This is a genomic window from Xanthomonas albilineans (genome assembly GCF_009931595.1).
GTDB lineage: Bacteria > Pseudomonadota > Gammaproteobacteria > Xanthomonadales > Xanthomonadaceae > Xanthomonas_A > Xanthomonas_A albilineans.
In genome coordinates, this window is sequence record NZ_CP046570.1 from 328128 (window position 1) to 345424 (window position 17297).

The window sequence follows — 17297 nt, forward strand, 5'->3', positions numbered from 1 at the left end:
CATGTCGCGCTTCTTCGTCAACCACCCGATGGTGGCCTGGGTCATGGCCATCGTGATCGTCCTGATCGGCATGCTGGCCATCCATGCGTTGCCGGTCGAACGCTATCCGCAGATGGCCCCGCCGACCATCACCGTGCGCGCCACCTACAACGGTGCCTCGGCGCAGACCGTGGAAAACACCGTCACTCAGTTGATCGAGCAGTCGCAGCAAAGCCTGGATCATCTGCTGTACATGACCTCCACCAGTGCTTCGGACGGCACTGCGCAGGTCAATCTGGTGTTCCAGACCGGGACCAACCCCGACACCGCCCAGGTGCAGGTGCAGAACCAGTTGCAGTCGGTGATGTCGATCCTGCCGCAGGCGGTGCAGCAGAACGGCTTGATCATCACCAAGTCCAGCGGTTCGCTGTTCGAAGTGGTGGCGTTCACCTCCGACGACGGCAGCATGGACAGTTTTGATGTCGCCAATTACATGGAGTCGCGCATTGACGACCAGATCAGCCGCATCAGCGGCGTGGGCAATATCCAGCCGATTGGTTCGGAGTACGCCATGCGCATCTGGCTGGACCCGGAAAAGCTGCGTAAGTACGCGTTGATGCCATCGGATGTGGAGAACGCGCTGCAATCGCAGAATACCGACGTGTCGGCGGGCGAGCTCGGCGGCCAGCCGTCGCTGCGGGGGCAGCGCCTGGATGCGACCGTGACCACCCGCAGCCGCTTGCAGACGCCGGCGCAGTTCGGCGCGATCGTGCTCAAGAGCGATCCCGACGGTGCCGCCGTGCACTTATCCGACGTGGCCAGGATCGGCCTGGGTCCGGAAACCTACGGCACCCTTTCCCGCTTCAACGGCAAACCCTCGGCGTCGCTGGGTATCGAGCTCAACTCCGACGCCAACGCGGTCGAGGTGTCCAAGGCGATCGAAAAGCGCCTGGGCGAACTCAAACAGTACTGGCCGCATGGCTACAACTACCATGTCGCTTTCAGCAGTACCCCGTTCGTCATCACCTCGATCAAGGAAGTGGTCATCACCCTGATCGAGGCGGTGCTGCTGGTCGTGGCGGTGATGTATCTGTTCCTGCAGAACTGGCGCGCCACGCTGATCCCGACCATCGCGGTGCCGGTGGTGCTGATGGGTACCTTTGGTGTACTCGCCGCGTTCGGCTACTCGATCAACACGTTGACCATGTTCGCGATGGTGTTGGCGATCGGCCTGCTGGTGGACGATGCGATCGTGGTCGTGGAGAACGTGGAGCGGGTCATGGGCCAGGAAGGGCTGTCACCGAAAGAAGCGACCCTGCGCTCGATGCAACAAATCGGCGGCGCGCTGATCGGCATCGTGCTGGTACTGACGGCGGTGTTCGTGCCGATGGCCTTCTTCAATGGCGTCACCGGGGTGATCTACCGGCAGTTCTCGATCACCATCGCCGCCTCGATGATCCTGTCGGTGTTGGTGGCGATGACCCTGACCCCGGCGCTGTGCGTGACCATCCTCAAGCCGCTGCACCAGGGCGAAGCACCAATCGGTTCGCACGGTCGTCTTGGCTGGTTCTTTATCTGGTTCAACACGCGCTTTCGTCATATGTCCGAGCGCTACCGCGCAGTGGTCGAGCGTGTGCTTGGACAGCGTGCGCTGGGTTTGCTCGCCTACGCGTTGCTGCTGGTCGTCACCGGTGTGCTGCTGTGGCGTTTGCCTGGCGCCTTTCTGCCCGACGAGGACGAGGGCATGCTCAACGTGCTGGTCAAGCTGCCGGCGGGTTCCACCCTGGAGCAGACCCAAATGGTGGCAGACCGGCTGACCCAGGTCGCGATGAAGGATCCTGGAGTCCGCTCGGTACTGTCTTCCGCCGGCTTCAGCGTCACCGGCTCCGGCCAGAACGTCGGCATGGCCTTCGTGCGTTTGAAGGATTGGGACGACCGCGACGATGATGCCGCGACCATTGCCGAACGCCTCAAAAAGGCCTTGGCCGACGTGCCCGATGCGGATCTGTTCGTGACCTCGCCGCCGGCGATCACCGGCCTCGGCGACGCTTCCGGTTTCACCTTCGAGTTGATGGACTACGAAGGCGCTGGCCACGCTGCCCTGTTGGCCGCGCGCGACAAGCTGCTGCGCCTGGCTGCGGATGATCCCAAGTTGATGAATGTGCGCTACGCCAGCCTGGAGGATGCGCCGGTGTATGCGGTCAAGATCGACGACAACAAGGCGCAGGCGCTGGGCGTGGATCCGGGCGACATCAATGCCACGCTCAACAGTGCGCTCGGTGGCGACTTCGTCAACAACTTCATCTACAAGGGCCGCATCAAGAAGGTATACGTGCAGGGCGACGCGCATACACGCATGGCGCCGCAGGACGTGGAGCGCTGGACAGTACGCAACACCGGCGGCGACATGGTGCCGATGTCCGCCTTCACCACCTCCCGCTGGACCAGCGCGCCGGCGGCGCTGGAACGTTACAACGGCGTGTCGGCGATGGAACTCACCGGGCAGGCGAGGTTGGGGGTCAGCTCCGGCGCGGCGATGGACGAGATGGCGGAGTTGAGCAAGCAACTGCCGCATGGCTTTGGCTATGCCTGGTCTGATATGGCCTATCAAGAGAAGTTGTCTGCCAACCAGGCACCGGCGCTGTACGCGATTTCGCTGTTGTTCGTGTTCCTGTGCCTGGCGGGGTTGTACGAAAGTTGGTCGATCCCGTTCGCGGTGATGCTTGCGGTGCCGGTAGGCATTTTTGGCGCAGTGCTGCTGATGACCCTGCGGGGCCTGGAGAACGATGTCTACTTCCAGGTGGGCCTGCTCACGACGGTTGGTTTGTCGGCCAAAAACGGCATCCTCATCGTCGAGTTCGCCCGCGATCTGGAACATCGCGGTGAAAGCCTGCTGGCCGCGACTCTGCACGCGGTGCAGATGCGCTTGCGGCCGATTCTGATGACCTCGCTGGCGTTCCTGCTTGGCGTGCTGCCGCTGATGTTCAGTCACGGTGCCGGCTCGGCCGCGCGTCACTCGCTGGGCACCGGTGTCACTGGCGGTACGTTGGCCTCGATCACTCTGGGCCTGTTCTTCGTCCCGTTGTTCTATGTGATCGTGCGCCGCCTGTTCCCCGAGCGCAGGGTGGCGAGCGAGGAGGTGGGGTCATGAGCGCGCTCTGCCGTGCGAGCGTGGCTGCCGCCACGTTACTGGCGTTGGCCGGTTGCACCCTGGCGCCGCACTACGTGCGCCCGGCGGCGCCGGTGCCTGCGAATCTTGCCGCTGCCGATGCAAGCGCCGCGCACGCTGCGGGCCAGCCCGCCGATACGCTGGTGATGCCGGATTGGCAGGCGGTGTTTCTGGATCCGCGCTTGCGCCAGACCATCGCGCTTGCGTTGCAAAACAACCGCGACCTGCGCGTGGCGATGCTCTCGATCGACAAGGCGCGCGCGCAGTACCGCATCCAGCGCGCCGCGCAGTTGCCGTCGCTGGATGCCAGCGCGAGCCAGAACCGCGAGCGAGTCAGCGCCGCCAGTAGCGATACGGGTGTTTCGCAGATCAACGTCAGCGATACGTTGCAGGTTGGTCTCAGCAGTTGGCAGTTGGATTTGTTCGGGCAATTGCGCAGCCTCAAGCAGGAGGCGTTGCAGAACTGGCTGGCCAGTGCGCAAACCCAGCGCAGCGTGCGTCTGAGCCTGATTGCGCAGGTTGCCGCGGCATGGCTGACGGTCGCCGCCGATCAGGCGCAACTCGCGCTCGCGCAGCAGACCCTGGACAGCCAGACGCAGACGTTGCAATTGACCGAACGCCAGCACAGCGTCGGTACCGTGTCGGCGCTGGACTTGGCCCAACAGCAGACCAGTGTCGAAGCCGCGCGGGTGAGTGCCGCCAGCGCCGCCACGCAGTTGGCGCAGGCGCGCGATGCCTTGCAGTTGCTGGTGGGTGCTCCCGTGGACGCGGCGTTATTGCCGAGCGCGCAGGCGATCGATCGCAGCGTTGCGCTGGCACCGGTGCCAGCGCACCTGTCCTCGTCGGTGCTGCTGAAACGTCCGGATGTGCTTGCCGCCGAGCACAGTTTGCAGGCGGCCAATGCCGACATCGGCGCGGCCCGCGCGGCGTTCTTTCCGTCGCTGAGCCTCACCGCGTCCACCGGCCGCAGTAGCGATGCCTTGTCCACGTTGTTCTCGGCCGGCGCCCGCACCTGGTCGTTCGTGCCCAGCATCACCGCGCCGATCTTCCATGGCGGTGCGTTGAAGGCGTCGCTCGACGCCTCCAAGATCGGCAAGGACATCGCGGTGGCGCAGTACGAGAAGGCGATTCAGTCCGCTTTCGCCGAAGTCGCCGATGCCCTGGCTGCGAAGGATCATATGGAAGCGCAACTCACCGCGCAGCAGGCGTTGGTCGACGCCAGTCAACGCAGCTACACGCTGGCCGACGCGCGCTACCGTGCTGGCCTGGATGGTCACCTGGCGGTGCTGGATGCACAGCGCTCGCTGTTCGCTGCGCAGCAGGCGTTGATCGCACTGCGTTTGCAGGATGCCAGCAATCGGGTGACGCTGTACCAGGTGTTGGGTGGTGGTGCCGACGCCCAGGTTGGTACACCCTGACGGTTGGTCGGGCACGGTTACGATTGGCGTCAGTGCCCGCCTGTGCGGGAGTCTGGTATCCGTGCCAACGCGGGCGGTGCTGCGACATCGCCCGCGATGCGCCGCGCAGAAGGTCATTGGCGCATCGTTCGCGGTCGGCGCTGTGCTGCAGTGGTATATGCGTCTCGGTACTGTGGCAGGCTTAGGCCATAATCGCATTTCCCCACGCATGGTGGTCCTGCAACCGATGAAGATTCCCCCGGGCCTGCAACCGCTGATCGATGACGGCGTTATCGATGGCGTGCTGCGTCCGCTCAAGAGTGGCAAGGAGGCGGCAGTCTACGTGGTCCAGGCTGGCGACGACGTGCTGTGCGCCAAGGTCTACAAGGACATGGCCCAGCGCAGTTTCCAGGCGCGGGTGCAGTATCAGGAGGGACGCAAGGTACGCGGCAGCCGTCAGTCGCGGGCGATGGGCAAGGCCACCAAGTTCGGTCGTCGCGAACAGGAGGCCGCGTGGAAGGACACCGAGGCCAATACGTTGTATCAACTGGTGGATGCTGGCGTGCATGTGCCGCAGCCGCGTGGCTACTTCCACGGTGTGTTGTTGATGGAACTGGTCACTGATGCCGAGGGGCAGAGCGCGCCGCGGCTGAGCGAAGTGGAATTGCTGCCGGAGCAAGCACGCGCCTTCCACGCCCGGCTGATCGGCGATGTGGCCAAGATGCTGTGCCTGGGCCTGATCCATGGCGATCTGTCCGAATACAACGTGCTGGTCGCCGCCGATGGCCCGGTGGTGATCGATTTTCCGCAGGTGGTCAGCGCTGCCGGCAATAACGCTGCGCGTGCCATGCTGTTGCGCGACGTGCACAACCTGCGCGACTGCCTGGGTCGCTTCGCCCCCGACCTCAACGTCACCCATTACGGCGAAGAGATGTGGGCGCTCTACGAGAAGGGCGCGCTGCTCCCGGATAGCCCGCTCAGCGGTCGTTTCGCGTTCGACACCCGCCGTGCCGACGTGCGTGCGGTGCGTGCCTCGATCGAGGATGCACGCCAGGAAGCGCTCATCCGTCAACAGGGCCGTGAAGCCGCCGCCAGCGACGATTGATCCGCGGCGCGCATCTTCGCGCACGCCCATGTTGCGGCGCAATGCGGTGACGTGGCGGCTTCACTATGACCTGGCTAGGCGAAGTGGCGTGTATTGCCTTGTCGTGCCTGCGCTTGGCGCCCATCGCAGGGTGTCATCGGTGCTGGTCGCATGATCGCGGCGCGATCCATGCCTCGCACTGCGATTGCGTTTATTTGCGAAAATGGTTATTGAAAATAACAATCTTGATGCAACAGTTTCCGCAGCCGTCGGGGAGGGTTAACGATGTACTTCGATCCAGATGTCGTTCGTTTTTTCGATCAGATGAAACAGTCCGGGCAACCGCCGATAGAGCAATTGCCGTTGCCCGCCGCGCGCGCGAAGTTTTCTGCATTAGGGTCGCAGTTCGGCTTTCCGCCTTTGGAGATGGCCGAGGTGCGCGGGGCGCAGGCGCCGGGCCCGTGTGGACCAGTGCCGCTGCGTCTGTACCGGCCAGTTGGAGTGGAGTCGCTGCCGGCGCCTACCTGCGTCTATGTGCACGGCGGTGGGGGTGTGCTCGGCGATCTCGACTCGCACGACGACATCTGCCGGCAACTGGCGGCGCGCGCCGGCTGCCAGGTGCTGGCGGTGGATTACCGGCTCGCGCCAGAACATCCGGCCCCGGCCGGCATCGAGGACGTGATCGCGGTGGTGCAATGGCTGGCCGCCAATTCCGCCGAGGTCGGCGCCGATCCGCAGCGTCTGGCGATCGCCGGCGACAGCATCGGTGGTGCGCTGGCGGCAAGTGCCGCGCTGGCCGCGCGTGATGCGGGCATCTCTTTGCGCTGCCAGGTGCTGGTGTATCCGTTGACCGACGCACGGCCGGACAATCCGTTTCCTTCGCGCGTGCAAAACGCGGTTATTCCGCCGCTGACCGAGGCGGCGATGCGCTTTTTCGACAGTAAATTGCTCCCGGACCCGGTGGTGACCACGGATTGGCGCATCTCGCCGGCACTGGCTCCGGACGTGGCCGGCGTCGCGCCAGCGCTGGTGGTGCTGGCCGATCGCGATGCGCTGTACGACGAAGGTCTGCACTACGCGCAGCGGCTGCGCCAGGCGGGCGTGGAGGTGACCATGCGCGTGTACCCGGGCATGATCCACGGTTTCGTCAGTATGGGTGCCGTGTTGCGCGCGGCGGGCGAGGTCATCGACCTGGCCGCGTTGCAGCTGCGTCAGCGCCTGTTGCCGGTCGCCGCGCAGGCGTAGACGCGCAGCGGCGATCGCGCTCGCCCGCCGGTTACGCCACCCGGCTGCGGCGCGCGCGCTCCAGGTGCACCAGTAGCAGCGAAATCGCCGCCGGAGTCATGCCGGGGATGCGCTGTGCCTGACCGACGGTCTGTGGGCGCACGCGCTGAAGCTTTTGCTGCACTTCGGCCGATAGTCCGCGCACTTGCGCGTAGTCGAACGCGGTCGGGATCGTAGTGTCCTCGTGGCGCTGCTGGCGCGCGATTTCTTCGCGCTGGCGCTCCAGGTAGCCGGCGTATTTGATCCCGATCTCGACCTGTTCGGCCACCTGCGTATCGGCCACGCCCGGCCCCAGCAATGGCACCCGCATCAGCGCGGCGTAGTCCAGTTCCGGGCGCTTGATCAAGTCCAGCACGTTGGTCTCGCGGCTGACCGCCACGCCCAGCGTCGCCGCCACCTCGCGTCCCAGCGCGTTGCTTGGGGTGGCCCAGAACCCGCGCAGGCGTTCGTTCTCGCGCGCCACCGCGTCCTGCTTGGTCTGGAACCGCGCCCAGCGCGCTTCATCGACTAGACCCAACTCGCGGCCGATACCGGTCAGGCGCGCGTCGGCGTTGTCTTCGCGCAGTTGCAGCCGGTACTCGGCGCGACTGGTGAACATACGGTACGGCTCGCTGGTGCCGTGCGTGATCAGATCGTCGATCAGCACGCCGATGTAGGCCTGGTCGCGGCGCGGCGACCACGGTTCCAGCCCCTGTACCTGACGCGCGGCGTTGAGCCCGGCGATCAGGCCCTGGGCGGCGGCTTCCTCGTAGCCGGTGGTGCCGTTGATCTGCCCGGCAAAGAACAGCCCAGGCATGGCCTTGGTCTCCAGCGAAGCCTTCAGTCCGCGCGGGTCGAAGAAGTCGTATTCGATTGCGTAGCCAGGGCGGGTGATATGCGCCCGCTCGAACCCGCGGATCGAGCGCACCAACTCCAGCTGCACGTCGAACGGTAGCGAGGTGGAGATGCCGTTGGGATAGATCTCGACCACGTCCAGGCCCTCCGGCTCGACGAAGATCTGGTGGCTGGCTTTCTCGGCGAAGCGCACCACTTTGTCCTCGATCGAGGGGCAGTAGCGCGGGCCGATGCCCTCGATCTGGCCGGTGTACAACGGCGAGCGGTCCAGTGCGCCGCGGATGATGGCGTGGGTGCGTTCGGTGGTGTGGGTGATCCAGCACGACACCTGGCGCGGATGCTGGGCGACATCGCCGAGGAAGGACATCACCGGCAGCGGCGCGTCGCCAGGCTGCTCTTCCATCGCCGTGTAGTCCAGGCTGCGGCCATCGATGCGTGGCGGGGTACCGGTCTTGAGCCGATCCACGCCGAAGCGGCCGTCGCGCAGCGCTTGCGCCAGCGCGGTGGCTGGTGGGTCGCCAGCGCGGCCGCCGGCGTACTGGGTCTGGCCGATGTGGATTTTGCCGGCAAGGAAGGTGCCGGCGGTCAGCACCACCGCGCCCGCTTCGAAACGCAACCCGGTCTGGGTCAGCACACCGCGCACGCGCTCGCCGTCCATGACCAGATCGTCGACGGCGGCCTGGAACACGGTCAGGTTGGGTTGGGCCTCGACCAGTCGTCGGATCGCGTTGCGGTAAAGGCTACGGTCGGCTTGGCAGCGGGTAGCGCGTACCGCCGGACCCTTGGAGGCATTGAGGGTGCGCCACTGGATGCCGGCCAGATCGGCGGCCTGCGCCATGGCCCCCCCTAGTGCGTCGATTTCCTTGACCAGGTGGCCTTTGCCGATGCCGCCGATGGCTGGGTTGCAGCTCATCGCTCCCACCGTTTCCATGTTGTGGGTCAGCAGCAGGGTGCCCGCGCCGGCACGGGCGGAGGCCAGCGCCGCCTCGGTGCCGGCATGGCCGCCGCCGATCACGATCACGTCATAGCGGTAGAAGGAGGAGTCGCTCATGGGGTACTCGTCAGCCGGCGTGGGTGCGGGCAAAAGTGTGGTGCAGGTTTAAGGCCGTGTAAAACACAAAATTATTTGTGATGTAAATCACAATTTGCAGGTTCGAGTCTCAAGTTGGCACGCAATCTGCAGATATCCCCACTGCACCCGACGTGGCAAATGCGTCAGGGGCGCATGACTGGAATTGGAACAGGGGCCAGTCACGCGTGCGTCGGGGGAGCCGGGGCCGGTAGTCGGGGGACTACCGGCCCTTTTTTTGACCGTGGCCGAGGTCGATCGATGCTTGAAAGCAAAAAGCCCCGGCTGGCTGACCGGGGCTTTTGTTTTGGGCGCCGACATCCGACAGGGCTGGAACAGGGGGGATCCAAATTCCCTGTCGGACGTCGACATTAAGACGATGGCAACTCTATCAGGTCGTGAAGCGACGTAAGCGGCACGCCGTAGGAGCTAGAGTGCGTCTTGCAGTGGCACCGCCGCAAGCCCCTGATAAGGCTTGTAATGTGTTGCGTGTCACATTGCTGCGCCCAAGGTTACTAGGGTGCAGTGCAAGCAGCCGCAGCATAAGTACCAGCCGTTGCCGTAGCGACGATGGCCGCGACCGCGCCATCGTCGATTTTAACGCAATGGCGTCCGGATACCAATGCCTCCGCCCCGTGGCACGAGCATCGGATGGGAGCGTGGCGGGCGATCGACGGTTTGTTGACGCAATGGCGACGGAATACCGATGCCTCCGCTCGGTGGCATGAGCACCGGATGGGGGCGTGGCGGGCCATCGCCGCCGTGGTAGCTGTCGCGATGGTAGTAGTAGTACGGAACCCCGTAACTGTAATACCCGTAGTATCCGTAGTATCCGGGACCATAGGCGTAGGGAGCCATCCCGTACGGGTAGGCGTACTCGGAGTAGCCGGCGGGGTAGCGATACTCGACCGAGGGTGCACCGCGGTAGTAGCCGCCCTCGTTACCGCCTGCATAATCGTAAGTAGCGCAGCCACCCAACGTGGCGAGCAATCCAGCGGCGCAGATCAGGCGCAGTGTCATGGTATTTGCTGTCCAGGGGGCTGAATGACAGATTCGGCCTGCTGCATTGAATGCGTCCTTAATTCGTGTGTCGGTTGGTTAAATACTTAAGTCGCGTGCAACAGCGGTCACTTGATGGCGGCCGCCGACGCTGTGCGTTCGGGACGATACGTTAACCTTTTGCGCATGGTCTCATGTTGCTTGCCCGAATCCGGCGACGTCATGGCGCTGGCGCGTATTGCCACCCATGCCCAGTTCACCCCGATGGTGCTGCATTCGCGGGCGCCGGACGCTGTCGTGGGCGCGTGCAGTATGCGCAGGCTCGCCGAACCATCTGCGACGAACGGAGCAGCACCCTGGGCGGTCGTGACGTCGCCCTGCCGCACGATTACACCGAAGTCCTTGCGCGCCGCGAGGATGCGATGAGGAGAGCGGCGCGGGGCAAGGCGTTCAAGCCTGAAGGAAAGGCGTACTCACAGATGGCACGCAGGGCGGTGCTGACCGGCTTAGCCGTGCCCTGCGGGGTGAGGAGCCTGTGTGCCGGCCACCCCGATTCGGAGACATTTCCGTGAAGCACGGTTCGAAGTCGCGGCGATGGTGTGGCTGGCTGCTCTGGACCATTCGCCTGTGCGTCCTGCTGGGGCTGTGGCTATTGGGCGTGGTGATCTACATCGTCTGGGTCGGTGATCGCGATCAGGCCGCGCCGGCCGATGCCATCATCGTACTCGGCGCCGCCGCCTACGACGCCAAGCCCTCGCCGGTATTCGAGGAGCGCATCCGCCATGCGCTGGACTTATACCGACGCGGCTATGCGCCAACGCTGATCTTCACCGGTGGCTTCGGTAACGGTGCCCGCTTCGCCGAGGCGCAGGTGGCGCGCCGCTATGCGCTGCGTCAGGGTGTGCCTGCCGACGCGGTTTTGATCGAGACGATCTCGCGGACCACCCGGCAAAACTTGATCCAAGCGCGTCAGATCATGCGTGCGCATGGGCTGCGTCGCGTCATTGTGGTCAGCGATCCCCTGCACATGGCGCGCGCGCTAAGGTTATGTCGGGAATTGCAGATCGACGCCTTGGCTTCTTCGACTCCGAGCAGCCGTTTCCGCAGCTTCCAGACGCGGTGGCCCTTTCTGCTCCAGGAGGTCTATTTCTTCCATCGTGATCTGCTGGAGCAGGCCAACTGACGCTGTGTGCAAGCGTGCCGTCCGCCGCGCAATGCGTAGCGACCATCTTGGCCACAAGCGGCAAGGTTGTCCGGGTCGGCAATCGCAATATGCTGCATGGTTGGATCGATCATGTCCCGGCCTGATTCGCGCCTGGGACCTTACCGAAATCAGATGCTGGTCGCGCGCTATCTGACTGCGTCGCGGCGGCGGATCGGGATCGCCGACAGCGGTATTGCGGCGATCTCGCCGTGGGCTTCGCGGATCGGTGTGCCCGGCGGGGGCGCCCAGGCGTGTGCGTAGATCACTTCCCAACTGCTGGGTAGACTGCCTTCGGAGGTGCGCAGCGCTGCGTAGGCGGCGCTGGCGGCGTCGAAACGACCGCGTCCGGTCAGCGTGTGGCGGCGCGCGTGCAGCGCGTTGGTGGCGCCGATCGCGCGCAGTTCGCGCATCAATGCGGTGAGATCGGGATAGGTCAGGGTGAACAGGTCGCGGTCCAGCACCGGGTCGCGGAAACCCGCCAGCATCAGTGCATCGCCGAACTGTGCGATCGGCGCGAAGTGGCTCACGTGCGGTGTTTCGCGATCTGCCTGGGCGAAGGCCTCGCGCAGTTCGATCAGCGTGTCCGGGCCGAAGCTGGAGCACAATAACAGGCCGCCGGGGCGCAGGATGCGACGGAAGCCGGCGAACACCGCCGGTAGATCTTCGACCCACTGCAGGCAGAGATTGCTGAAAATCACATCGACGCTATGTTCGGCCAGTGGTAGCGCGCGTGCATCGGCGCAGATGCGACCGAACGGTTTCCACCAGCCGGCATGGCGCTTGGCTTGCTGCAACATCGGCAGTGCCTGATCCAGGGCGATCACCTGCGCGCGTGGCCAGCGCTTTTTCATCGTCGCCGCGGCATGCGCTGGTCCGCTGCCCACGTCCAGCACCACTTGCGGTACGCGGTCGCCGAGATAGTCCAGCGACTCCAGCAGGCGTTTTTCGACTTCGTGCTGTAGCGCCGCGGTAGCGTCGTAGCTGGCGGCGGCACGCGAAAATGCCCGGCGGATATGCTGAGGGTCGAATGCAGAGGACGTCATCGCCGCATTATCGCCTATTGCTACGGCCAGACGCCTGGTGCCGTGGCCGCGAGGCAGCGCGCGGCCCTGCGCAGTGGCGTTGCAGAGGGTTGGCACCATCCATGTCGCATCGCCGGTTGCGGACATGTTTTCCCGAGTCCTGCTCCTAGAACGTCCCCGGATAGCTGCCGCCGTCCAGTAGCAGATTCTGTCCACTGAGATAACCGGCCTGCACGCTGCACAGGAAAGCGCAGACCGCGCCGAATTCCTCGGCCGTGCCGAAACGTCCGGCAGGGATCTGGCTGTGCTTGCGCGCGGTCAGGGTTGCCGCATCCACGCCTTCGCGTTGCGCGGCGTGGGCGATGTTGCCACGCAGTCGGTCGGTGTCGAACTGACCGGGCAGCAGGTTGTTGAGGGTGACGTTGTATGCCACCGTGCGTCGTGCCAGCCCGGCGACGAAGCCGGTCAAGCCGGCGCGCGCGCCATTGGACAAGCCCAGGCTGTCGATCGGCGCCTTGACCGCGGCCGAGGTGATGTTGACGATGCGGCCGAAACCGCGTGCCTGCATCGCGTCGACGGTGGCGCGGATCAAGGCGATCGGCGCCAGCATGTTGGCGTCCAGTGCACGCAGCCAGTCCTCGCGTTCCCAAGTGCGGAAGTCCCCCGGTGGTGGGCCACCCGCATTGTTGATGAGGATATCCACCTGCGGGCAGGCAGCCAGTGCGGTGGCGCGGCCGGATTCGGTGGCGATATCCGCCGCCACGGCGATCACCTCGCCGCGTCCAGGCCGTGTGCGCAGATGCGCCGCGGCCGCCTCCAGCGTTTCCTGACCGCGCGCCACGATCGTCACGTGTACACCTTCGTCGACCAACGCCCGCGCGCAGCCCAGGCCCAGCCCTTTGCTTGCGGCGCAGACCAGCGCCCATTTGCCGGCGATTCCCAGATCCATGCGCGCGCTCCGTTTGAATGACTCGGCGATGATCGGATATCGCGACGCTGGCAGCCAGCGCCGCGCATGCCTCTGGCGATACGGCGTTACGCCAGTGCGGAGAGAAATCCGTCTAGCGCCTCGGCGACGTCGTCTGCATGACCAAGGAACGGCGCGTGGCCGCCCCCCTTGATGCATAACGACTGTGCGTTCGGCGCCAGCGCGGCGGCGGCGGCCATGCCCGCGGGCGGAACCAAGCGGTCGCGTTGGCCGCCGATCCACAGGCTGGGCACGCGCAGGCTGGGCAGGGCGCGGCGCAGATCGCTGCGTTCGAGCAGCGTCAGTCCGTCCTGCAGCACCTGCGCATCGGGCTCGCTGCGTGCGCCGAGGGTGGCGCGCAATGTGCGCAATTCGGCCTGCGCGTGCGCCGAGCCGAGCGTGTCCAGTGCCAGGAACCGGTCCAGCGTGCCGCGGTAGTCCTCCGTCAGGTCGTGGCCGAACTGGGCGAATACCTCCGGTGCCACCGCATGCGGCCAATCGCTGCCGCGGACGAAGCGTGGCGTTGCCGCCAGCATTGCCAGGCCACGCACTTGCGGTTGGGTTGCGGCGGCATGCAGCGCGAACAAGCCGCCCAGCGACCAGCCCAGCCACACCGCTGGCGGTGTGGCCGCGGCGATTGCGCTGACCACATGCGGCAGTGCCAGCGGCGTGTCGTCCTCGCGGCTGTGGCCATGTCCGGGTAGGTCCACGACGTGCATGCGGTACTGCGCCGACAGGCGTTCGAGCAGCGGTGCGAAGATGCCGCCGTTCAGTGCCCACCCGTGCAGCAGGACCAGATCGGGGCCATGTCCCAGGGTTTCGATGTGCATCGTCGCTCGTCGTCGCGAAGGTAAAGAGGAGATCGTGGCAATTTCATTCGGCGTGCCACGCGCAGCGTCAGCAGGAGCGAGGCGGCGCGGTGTTCGGTCCGTCGTCGTTGTAGCGCTGCCAGCCCATGACCACTCCGAGGCACGTCAGCGTGCGACATCCGCCATAGGCAATGGGGAGGTCGCCAATACGGCGCCATCTGTGGCGGCAACCGAGCTCGAACAGCGTCGTCCACGGGGACATGCAGCGCGCGTCCTTTCGCTCACGCGGGCACGCTGAGCGGATGCGCCGCCAGACGGTCTCGGGCCAATGCCAGCGCATCCAGCAGCGCCTGCACTTGCGTTTGCGTGTGTAAGGCCGACAGCGTCACCCGCAGCCGCGACTTGCCTTCCTGCACGGTTGGCGGGCGGATCGCCGAGACCAGAAACCCGGCCTCTTCCAGCGCTGCCGACAGTGCCAGCGCGCTGGTCTCGTCGCCGCACAGCAGGGGCTGGATCGGCGTCTCCGAGGCCATCAGCTCCAGGCCATGGTGGCGCGCGCCGCCGCGGAACGCCGCGATCAGTTCGAGCAGACGCTCGCGCCGCCATTGGTCGCGCCGCGCCAACTTGACCGCGGCCAGCGTGGCGGCGGCTTGCGCCGGTGGTAGCGCGGTGGTGTAGAGATACGGACGTGCGGTTTCGGCCAGGTGTTGGATCAGCACGGGGTTGCCGACCACCACCGCGCCATAACCACCCAGTGCCTTGCCCAACGTCACCAACTGCAACGGCACCTCGTCCGCGCCGAGTCCGGCCTCGGCCACGCAGCCGCGGCCATGCGGACCGACGACGCCGACGCCGTGGGCATCGTCCACATACAACAACGCTTGTTGTGTACGCGCGACCAGCGCCAACGCGCGCAGCGGGGCGATGTCGCCATCCATGCTGAACACTCCGTCGGTGGCGAGCATCGCCGCGCCCTCGGCGGCGTGTTTGAGCTGGCGCATCGCACCCTCGGCGTCCAGGTGCGGATAGCGGCGCAGGCGGCAGCCAGCCAGGCGGGCGGCGTCGAGCAGGCTGGCGTGATTGAGCCGGTCCTGCACGCACACGTCATCCTCTTCGCTCAACAGTGCCTGCTGTACGGCGAGATTGGCGATAAAGCCGCTGCTGAACAGCAGTGCTTGCGGGTAGCCGAGCCAGTCGGCGATCTCGCGTTCCAGCGTGTCGTGTAGCGCGTGGTGGCCGCAGATCAGGTGCGAGCCGGTGGACCCAACCCCGTCGCGTGCAGCCGCGTCCTGCAGTGCCGCGATTACCTCGAATTGCTGCGCCAGGCCCAGGTAATCGTTGCTGCAGAAGCCGGTCAGCCAGCGGCCGTCCAGTTCCAGGCGAACGCCATCGCGCCGGCCCACGCTGCGCCGCACGCGTAGACGACCATGCGCCTGACGCAAGCTGCGCAAGGACTGAAGGCGGTCGTGTAGGTCGGGGCGGGCCATGGCGGTGGGTGCGGGCAAATTGACCAGTTAGCGTAGCGCGTGGCGATGATGGCCGATATGACCGGGCCGATGGATGCGTTGGGACGGTGCCACCCTCGCGGGTCAGGCCAGCGCGGTGTCGTGGGGCGTGTCGGTCGGCGTGGTGATGTCCGCATGCACGGTGCCGGGATGATCGTGCGCGTCGGCATCCACCATCACCTGCATCGGCCGCAGCCCCAGCCGCGCGAACAGCGCCTGATCGCGCTCGGTGTCCGGATTGCCGGTGGTCAACAGTTTCTCGCCATAGAAGATCGAGTTGGCGCCAGCGCAGAAGCACAGTGCCTGCAATTCGTCGCTCATGCTCTCGCGCCCGGCCGACAACCGTACCATCGCCTGCGGCATGACGATGCGGGCAACGGCGATGGTACGCACGAATTCGAACGCATCCAGTTCGGCGGTGCCGTGCAGGGGCGTGCCGGCGACCTGCACCAGGCGGTTGATCGGCACCGAGTCCGGATGCACAGGCAGATTGGCCAGGGCTTGCAGCAGCCCGGCGCGCTGGTCGCGCGACTCGCCCATGCCCACGATGCCGCCGCAGCAGGTTTTCAGGCCGGCGTCGCGCACGTGGGCCAGGGTGTCCAGACGATCCTGGTATTGGCGGGTGTGGATGATGGTGTCGTAAAAATCCGGGGCGGTATCCAGATTGTGGTTGTAGTAGTCCAGCCCGGCGGCCTTCAGCGCCTGCGCCTGCGCGCCGTCGAGCATGCCCAGGGTGGCGCAGGTTTCCAGGCCCAGCGCTTTCACTTCACGGATCATCTCCGCCACCTTGGGGATGTCGCGTTCCTTCGGCGAGCGCCAGGCCGCGCCCATGCAGAACCGCGATGCGCCAGCGGCCTTGGCCTGACGTGCCTTGCTCAGAACCGCTTCGGTGCTCATCAATTTCTGCGCTTCCACGCCGGTGTTGTAGCGCTGCGCCTGTGGGCAGTATGCGCAGTCTTCGGGGCAGCCGCCGGTCTTCACCGAGAGCAGCGTGGACACTTGCACCTGCGCCGGGTCGAAGTGTTCGCGGTGGACCTGGGCGGCGCGATGCAGCAGTTCCGGGAATGGCAGATCGAACAGCGCGAGTAATTCCTGGCGTTGCCAGTCGTGTCGGACGACAGCGTGCATGGGGGTTTCCTGACTGTAGGCGGCTGCGAAAGCGGGCAGTCTGGTGAGCATGGAAAGCCCTGTCAACTTCGCTATCGCAAATCGGGTTGACGGCTGCTGGCGATGGTTACAGCGTCGCTTGCTGCCGGAGCGTTGCCTGGTCTGCACCGAGCCAGGCGCGCCTGGGTTGGATCTGTGTCCGGCCTGCTGCGATGCCTTGCCGTGGAACGCCCATGCCTGTCGTCACTGTGCGCTGCCGTTGCCGGGACTGGATGCGGACCAGCTGTGTGGTGCCTGCCAACGTTGCCCGCCGCCGCTGCACCTGGTGGTCAGCGCCTGTGTGTATGCCGCGCCGGTCGATGGCCTGCTGCGTCGGTTCAAATTCCATCAGGATCTGGTTGCCGGGCGCCTGCTGGCGGCGCTGTTGCAGGCGCGCTGTGCGGCGTTGCCGCGTCCGCAGGCATTGCTACCGATACCGCTGCATACCGCGCGGCTGCGTGAGCGCGGTTACGATCAGGCGCTGGAATTGGCGCGGCCGCTGGCGCGCGCGCTGGATGTGCCGGTGTGCCACGGTTTGCAGCGCGTGCGTGCGACCGTTGCGCAGTCCGAGCTGGATGCGCGGGCACGTCGGCGCAACCTGCGCGGTGCGTTCGCCGTGCCGGATCCGGCGGTGTTACCGGCGCATGTGGCATTGATCGACGATGTGATGACCACCGGCGCGACGCTGCATGCGGCCGCGCAGGCGTTGCGTCGCGCGGGCGTGACCAGGGTCGATGCCTGGGTGGTGGCGCGGGTGCCGTGAGCGCCACGTGCTGCCGATCCGCTGCGGTGGAGCATGTCTTGCAGCCGTGGCGTCTGGCGTGTTTTT

General features: G+C 65.7%; 13 protein-coding genes. 6 read left to right on the top strand and 7 right to left on the bottom strand.

Features of this window, described 5'->3' with window-relative positions; genetic code table 11:
• The first annotated feature begins 1 nt into the window (after position 1).
• The 4 genes from XaFJ1_RS01390 (at position 2) to XaFJ1_RS01405 (ending at position 6874) form a co-directional block, all read left to right on the top strand.
• Entirely contained in the window at positions 2-3130 is a 3129-nt protein-coding gene (locus XaFJ1_RS01390; RefSeq protein WP_012914902.1) for an efflux RND transporter permease subunit, read from the top strand.
• Entirely contained in the window at positions 3127-4566 is a 1440-nt protein-coding gene (locus XaFJ1_RS01395) for an efflux transporter outer membrane subunit (protein ID WP_012914903.1), read from the top strand. Before XaFJ1_RS01390 ends, XaFJ1_RS01395 begins: the two co-directional genes overlap by 4 nt.
• A gap of 226 nt (positions 4567-4792) precedes the next feature.
• Positions 4793-5650, top strand: coding sequence for a PA4780 family RIO1-like protein kinase (locus XaFJ1_RS01400; protein ID WP_012914904.1), 858 nt, complete (start codon positions 4793-4795; stop codon positions 5648-5650).
• Between the two features lie 264 nt (positions 5651-5914).
• Positions 5915-6874 (top strand): alpha/beta hydrolase, encoded by a 960-nt coding sequence (locus tag XaFJ1_RS01405; RefSeq protein WP_012914905.1) that lies wholly within the window; start codon positions 5915-5917, stop codon positions 6872-6874.
• Positions 6875-6905: 31 nt separating this feature from the next.
• On the opposite strand, the gene mnmG is transcribed toward XaFJ1_RS01405, so the two are convergent.
• Positions 6906-8798 (bottom strand): tRNA uridine-5-carboxymethylaminomethyl(34) synthesis enzyme MnmG, encoded by a 1893-nt coding sequence (gene mnmG / locus XaFJ1_RS01410; RefSeq protein ID WP_012914906.1) that lies wholly within the window; start codon positions 8796-8798, stop codon positions 6906-6908.
• A 615-nt stretch (positions 8799-9413) separates the two neighbouring features.
• Complete coding sequence (locus XaFJ1_RS16425; protein ID WP_012914907.1) at positions 9414-9836, bottom strand: hypothetical protein; 423 nt, start codon at positions 9834-9836, stop codon at positions 9414-9416.
• A gap of 547 nt (positions 9837-10383) precedes the next feature.
• Between XaFJ1_RS16425 and XaFJ1_RS01420 the strand changes: the two genes are divergently transcribed.
• Complete coding sequence (locus XaFJ1_RS01420; RefSeq protein ID WP_012914908.1) at positions 10384-10998, top strand: YdcF family protein; 615 nt, start codon at positions 10384-10386, stop codon at positions 10996-10998.
• Between the two features lie 167 nt (positions 10999-11165).
• Here XaFJ1_RS01420 and bioC read toward each other — a convergent pair whose 3' ends face one another.
• The 5 genes from bioC to bioB form a co-directional block, all read right to left on the bottom strand.
• Complete coding sequence (bioC, locus tag XaFJ1_RS01425) at positions 11166-12062, bottom strand: malonyl-ACP O-methyltransferase BioC (RefSeq protein ID WP_012914909.1); 897 nt, start codon at positions 12060-12062, stop codon at positions 11166-11168.
• A gap of 145 nt (positions 12063-12207) precedes the next feature.
• Positions 12208-12990, bottom strand: coding sequence for an SDR family oxidoreductase (locus XaFJ1_RS01430; protein ID WP_012914910.1), 783 nt, complete (start codon positions 12988-12990; stop codon positions 12208-12210).
• An 86-nt stretch (positions 12991-13076) separates the two neighbouring features.
• On the bottom strand, positions 13077-13838 hold the full coding sequence (gene bioH / locus XaFJ1_RS01435; RefSeq protein WP_012914911.1) for a pimeloyl-ACP methyl ester esterase BioH: 762 nt from the start codon (positions 13836-13838) through the stop codon (positions 13077-13079).
• A gap of 260 nt (positions 13839-14098) precedes the next feature.
• Positions 14099-15304 carry an 8-amino-7-oxononanoate synthase gene (bioF, locus tag XaFJ1_RS01440; protein WP_045756686.1) on the bottom strand — a complete coding sequence of 402 codons (1206 nt, stop codon included), beginning with the start codon at positions 15302-15304 and terminating at the stop codon, positions 14099-14101.
• A 102-nt stretch (positions 15305-15406) separates the two neighbouring features.
• A complete protein-coding gene (gene bioB, locus XaFJ1_RS01445) occupies positions 15407-16450 on the bottom strand; it encodes a biotin synthase BioB (protein WP_012914913.1) in 1044 nt (347 codons plus the stop codon).
• 49 nt (positions 16451-16499) lie between these two features.
• Between bioB and XaFJ1_RS01450 the strand changes: the two genes are divergently transcribed.
• Positions 16500-17231: a ComF family protein gene (locus XaFJ1_RS01450; protein WP_012914914.1), complete on the top strand. Its 732-nt coding sequence runs from the start codon at positions 16500-16502 to the stop codon at positions 17229-17231.
• Positions 17232-17297: the final 66 nt, after the last annotated feature.

Excerpts from the sequence above, each read along its gene's own strand:
- bioF (WP_045756686.1), bottom strand. The coding sequence starts at position 15,304 with ATGGCCCGCCCCGACCTACACGACCGCCTTCAGTCCTTGCGCAGCTTG.
- XaFJ1_RS16425 (WP_012914907.1), bottom strand. The coding sequence starts at position 9,836 with ATGACACTGCGCCTGATCTGCGCCGCTGGATTGCTCGCCACGTTGGGT.
- XaFJ1_RS01450 (WP_012914914.1), top strand. The coding sequence starts at position 16,500 with ATGGAAAGCCCTGTCAACTTCGCTATCGCAAATCGGGTTGACGGCTGC.
- bioB (WP_012914913.1), bottom strand. The coding sequence starts at position 16,450 with ATGCACGCTGTCGTCCGACACGACTGGCAACGCCAGGAATTACTCGCG.
- bioH (WP_012914911.1), bottom strand. The coding sequence starts at position 13,838 with ATGCACATCGAAACCCTGGGACATGGCCCCGATCTGGTCCTGCTGCAC.
- bioC (WP_012914909.1), bottom strand. The coding sequence starts at position 12,062 with ATGACGTCCTCTGCATTCGACCCTCAGCATATCCGCCGGGCATTTTCG.
- mnmG (WP_012914906.1), bottom strand. The coding sequence starts at position 8,798 with ATGAGCGACTCCTCCTTCTACCGCTATGACGTGATCGTGATCGGCGGC.
- XaFJ1_RS01400 (WP_012914904.1), top strand. The coding sequence starts at position 4,793 with ATGAAGATTCCCCCGGGCCTGCAACCGCTGATCGATGACGGCGTTATC.
- XaFJ1_RS01395 (WP_012914903.1), top strand. The coding sequence starts at position 3,127 with ATGAGCGCGCTCTGCCGTGCGAGCGTGGCTGCCGCCACGTTACTGGCG.
- XaFJ1_RS01405 (WP_012914905.1), top strand. The coding sequence starts at position 5,915 with ATGTACTTCGATCCAGATGTCGTTCGTTTTTTCGATCAGATGAAACAG.
- XaFJ1_RS01390 (WP_012914902.1), top strand. The coding sequence starts at position 2 with ATGTCGCGCTTCTTCGTCAACCACCCGATGGTGGCCTGGGTCATGGCC.
- XaFJ1_RS01430 (WP_012914910.1), bottom strand. The coding sequence starts at position 12,990 with ATGGATCTGGGAATCGCCGGCAAATGGGCGCTGGTCTGCGCCGCAAGC.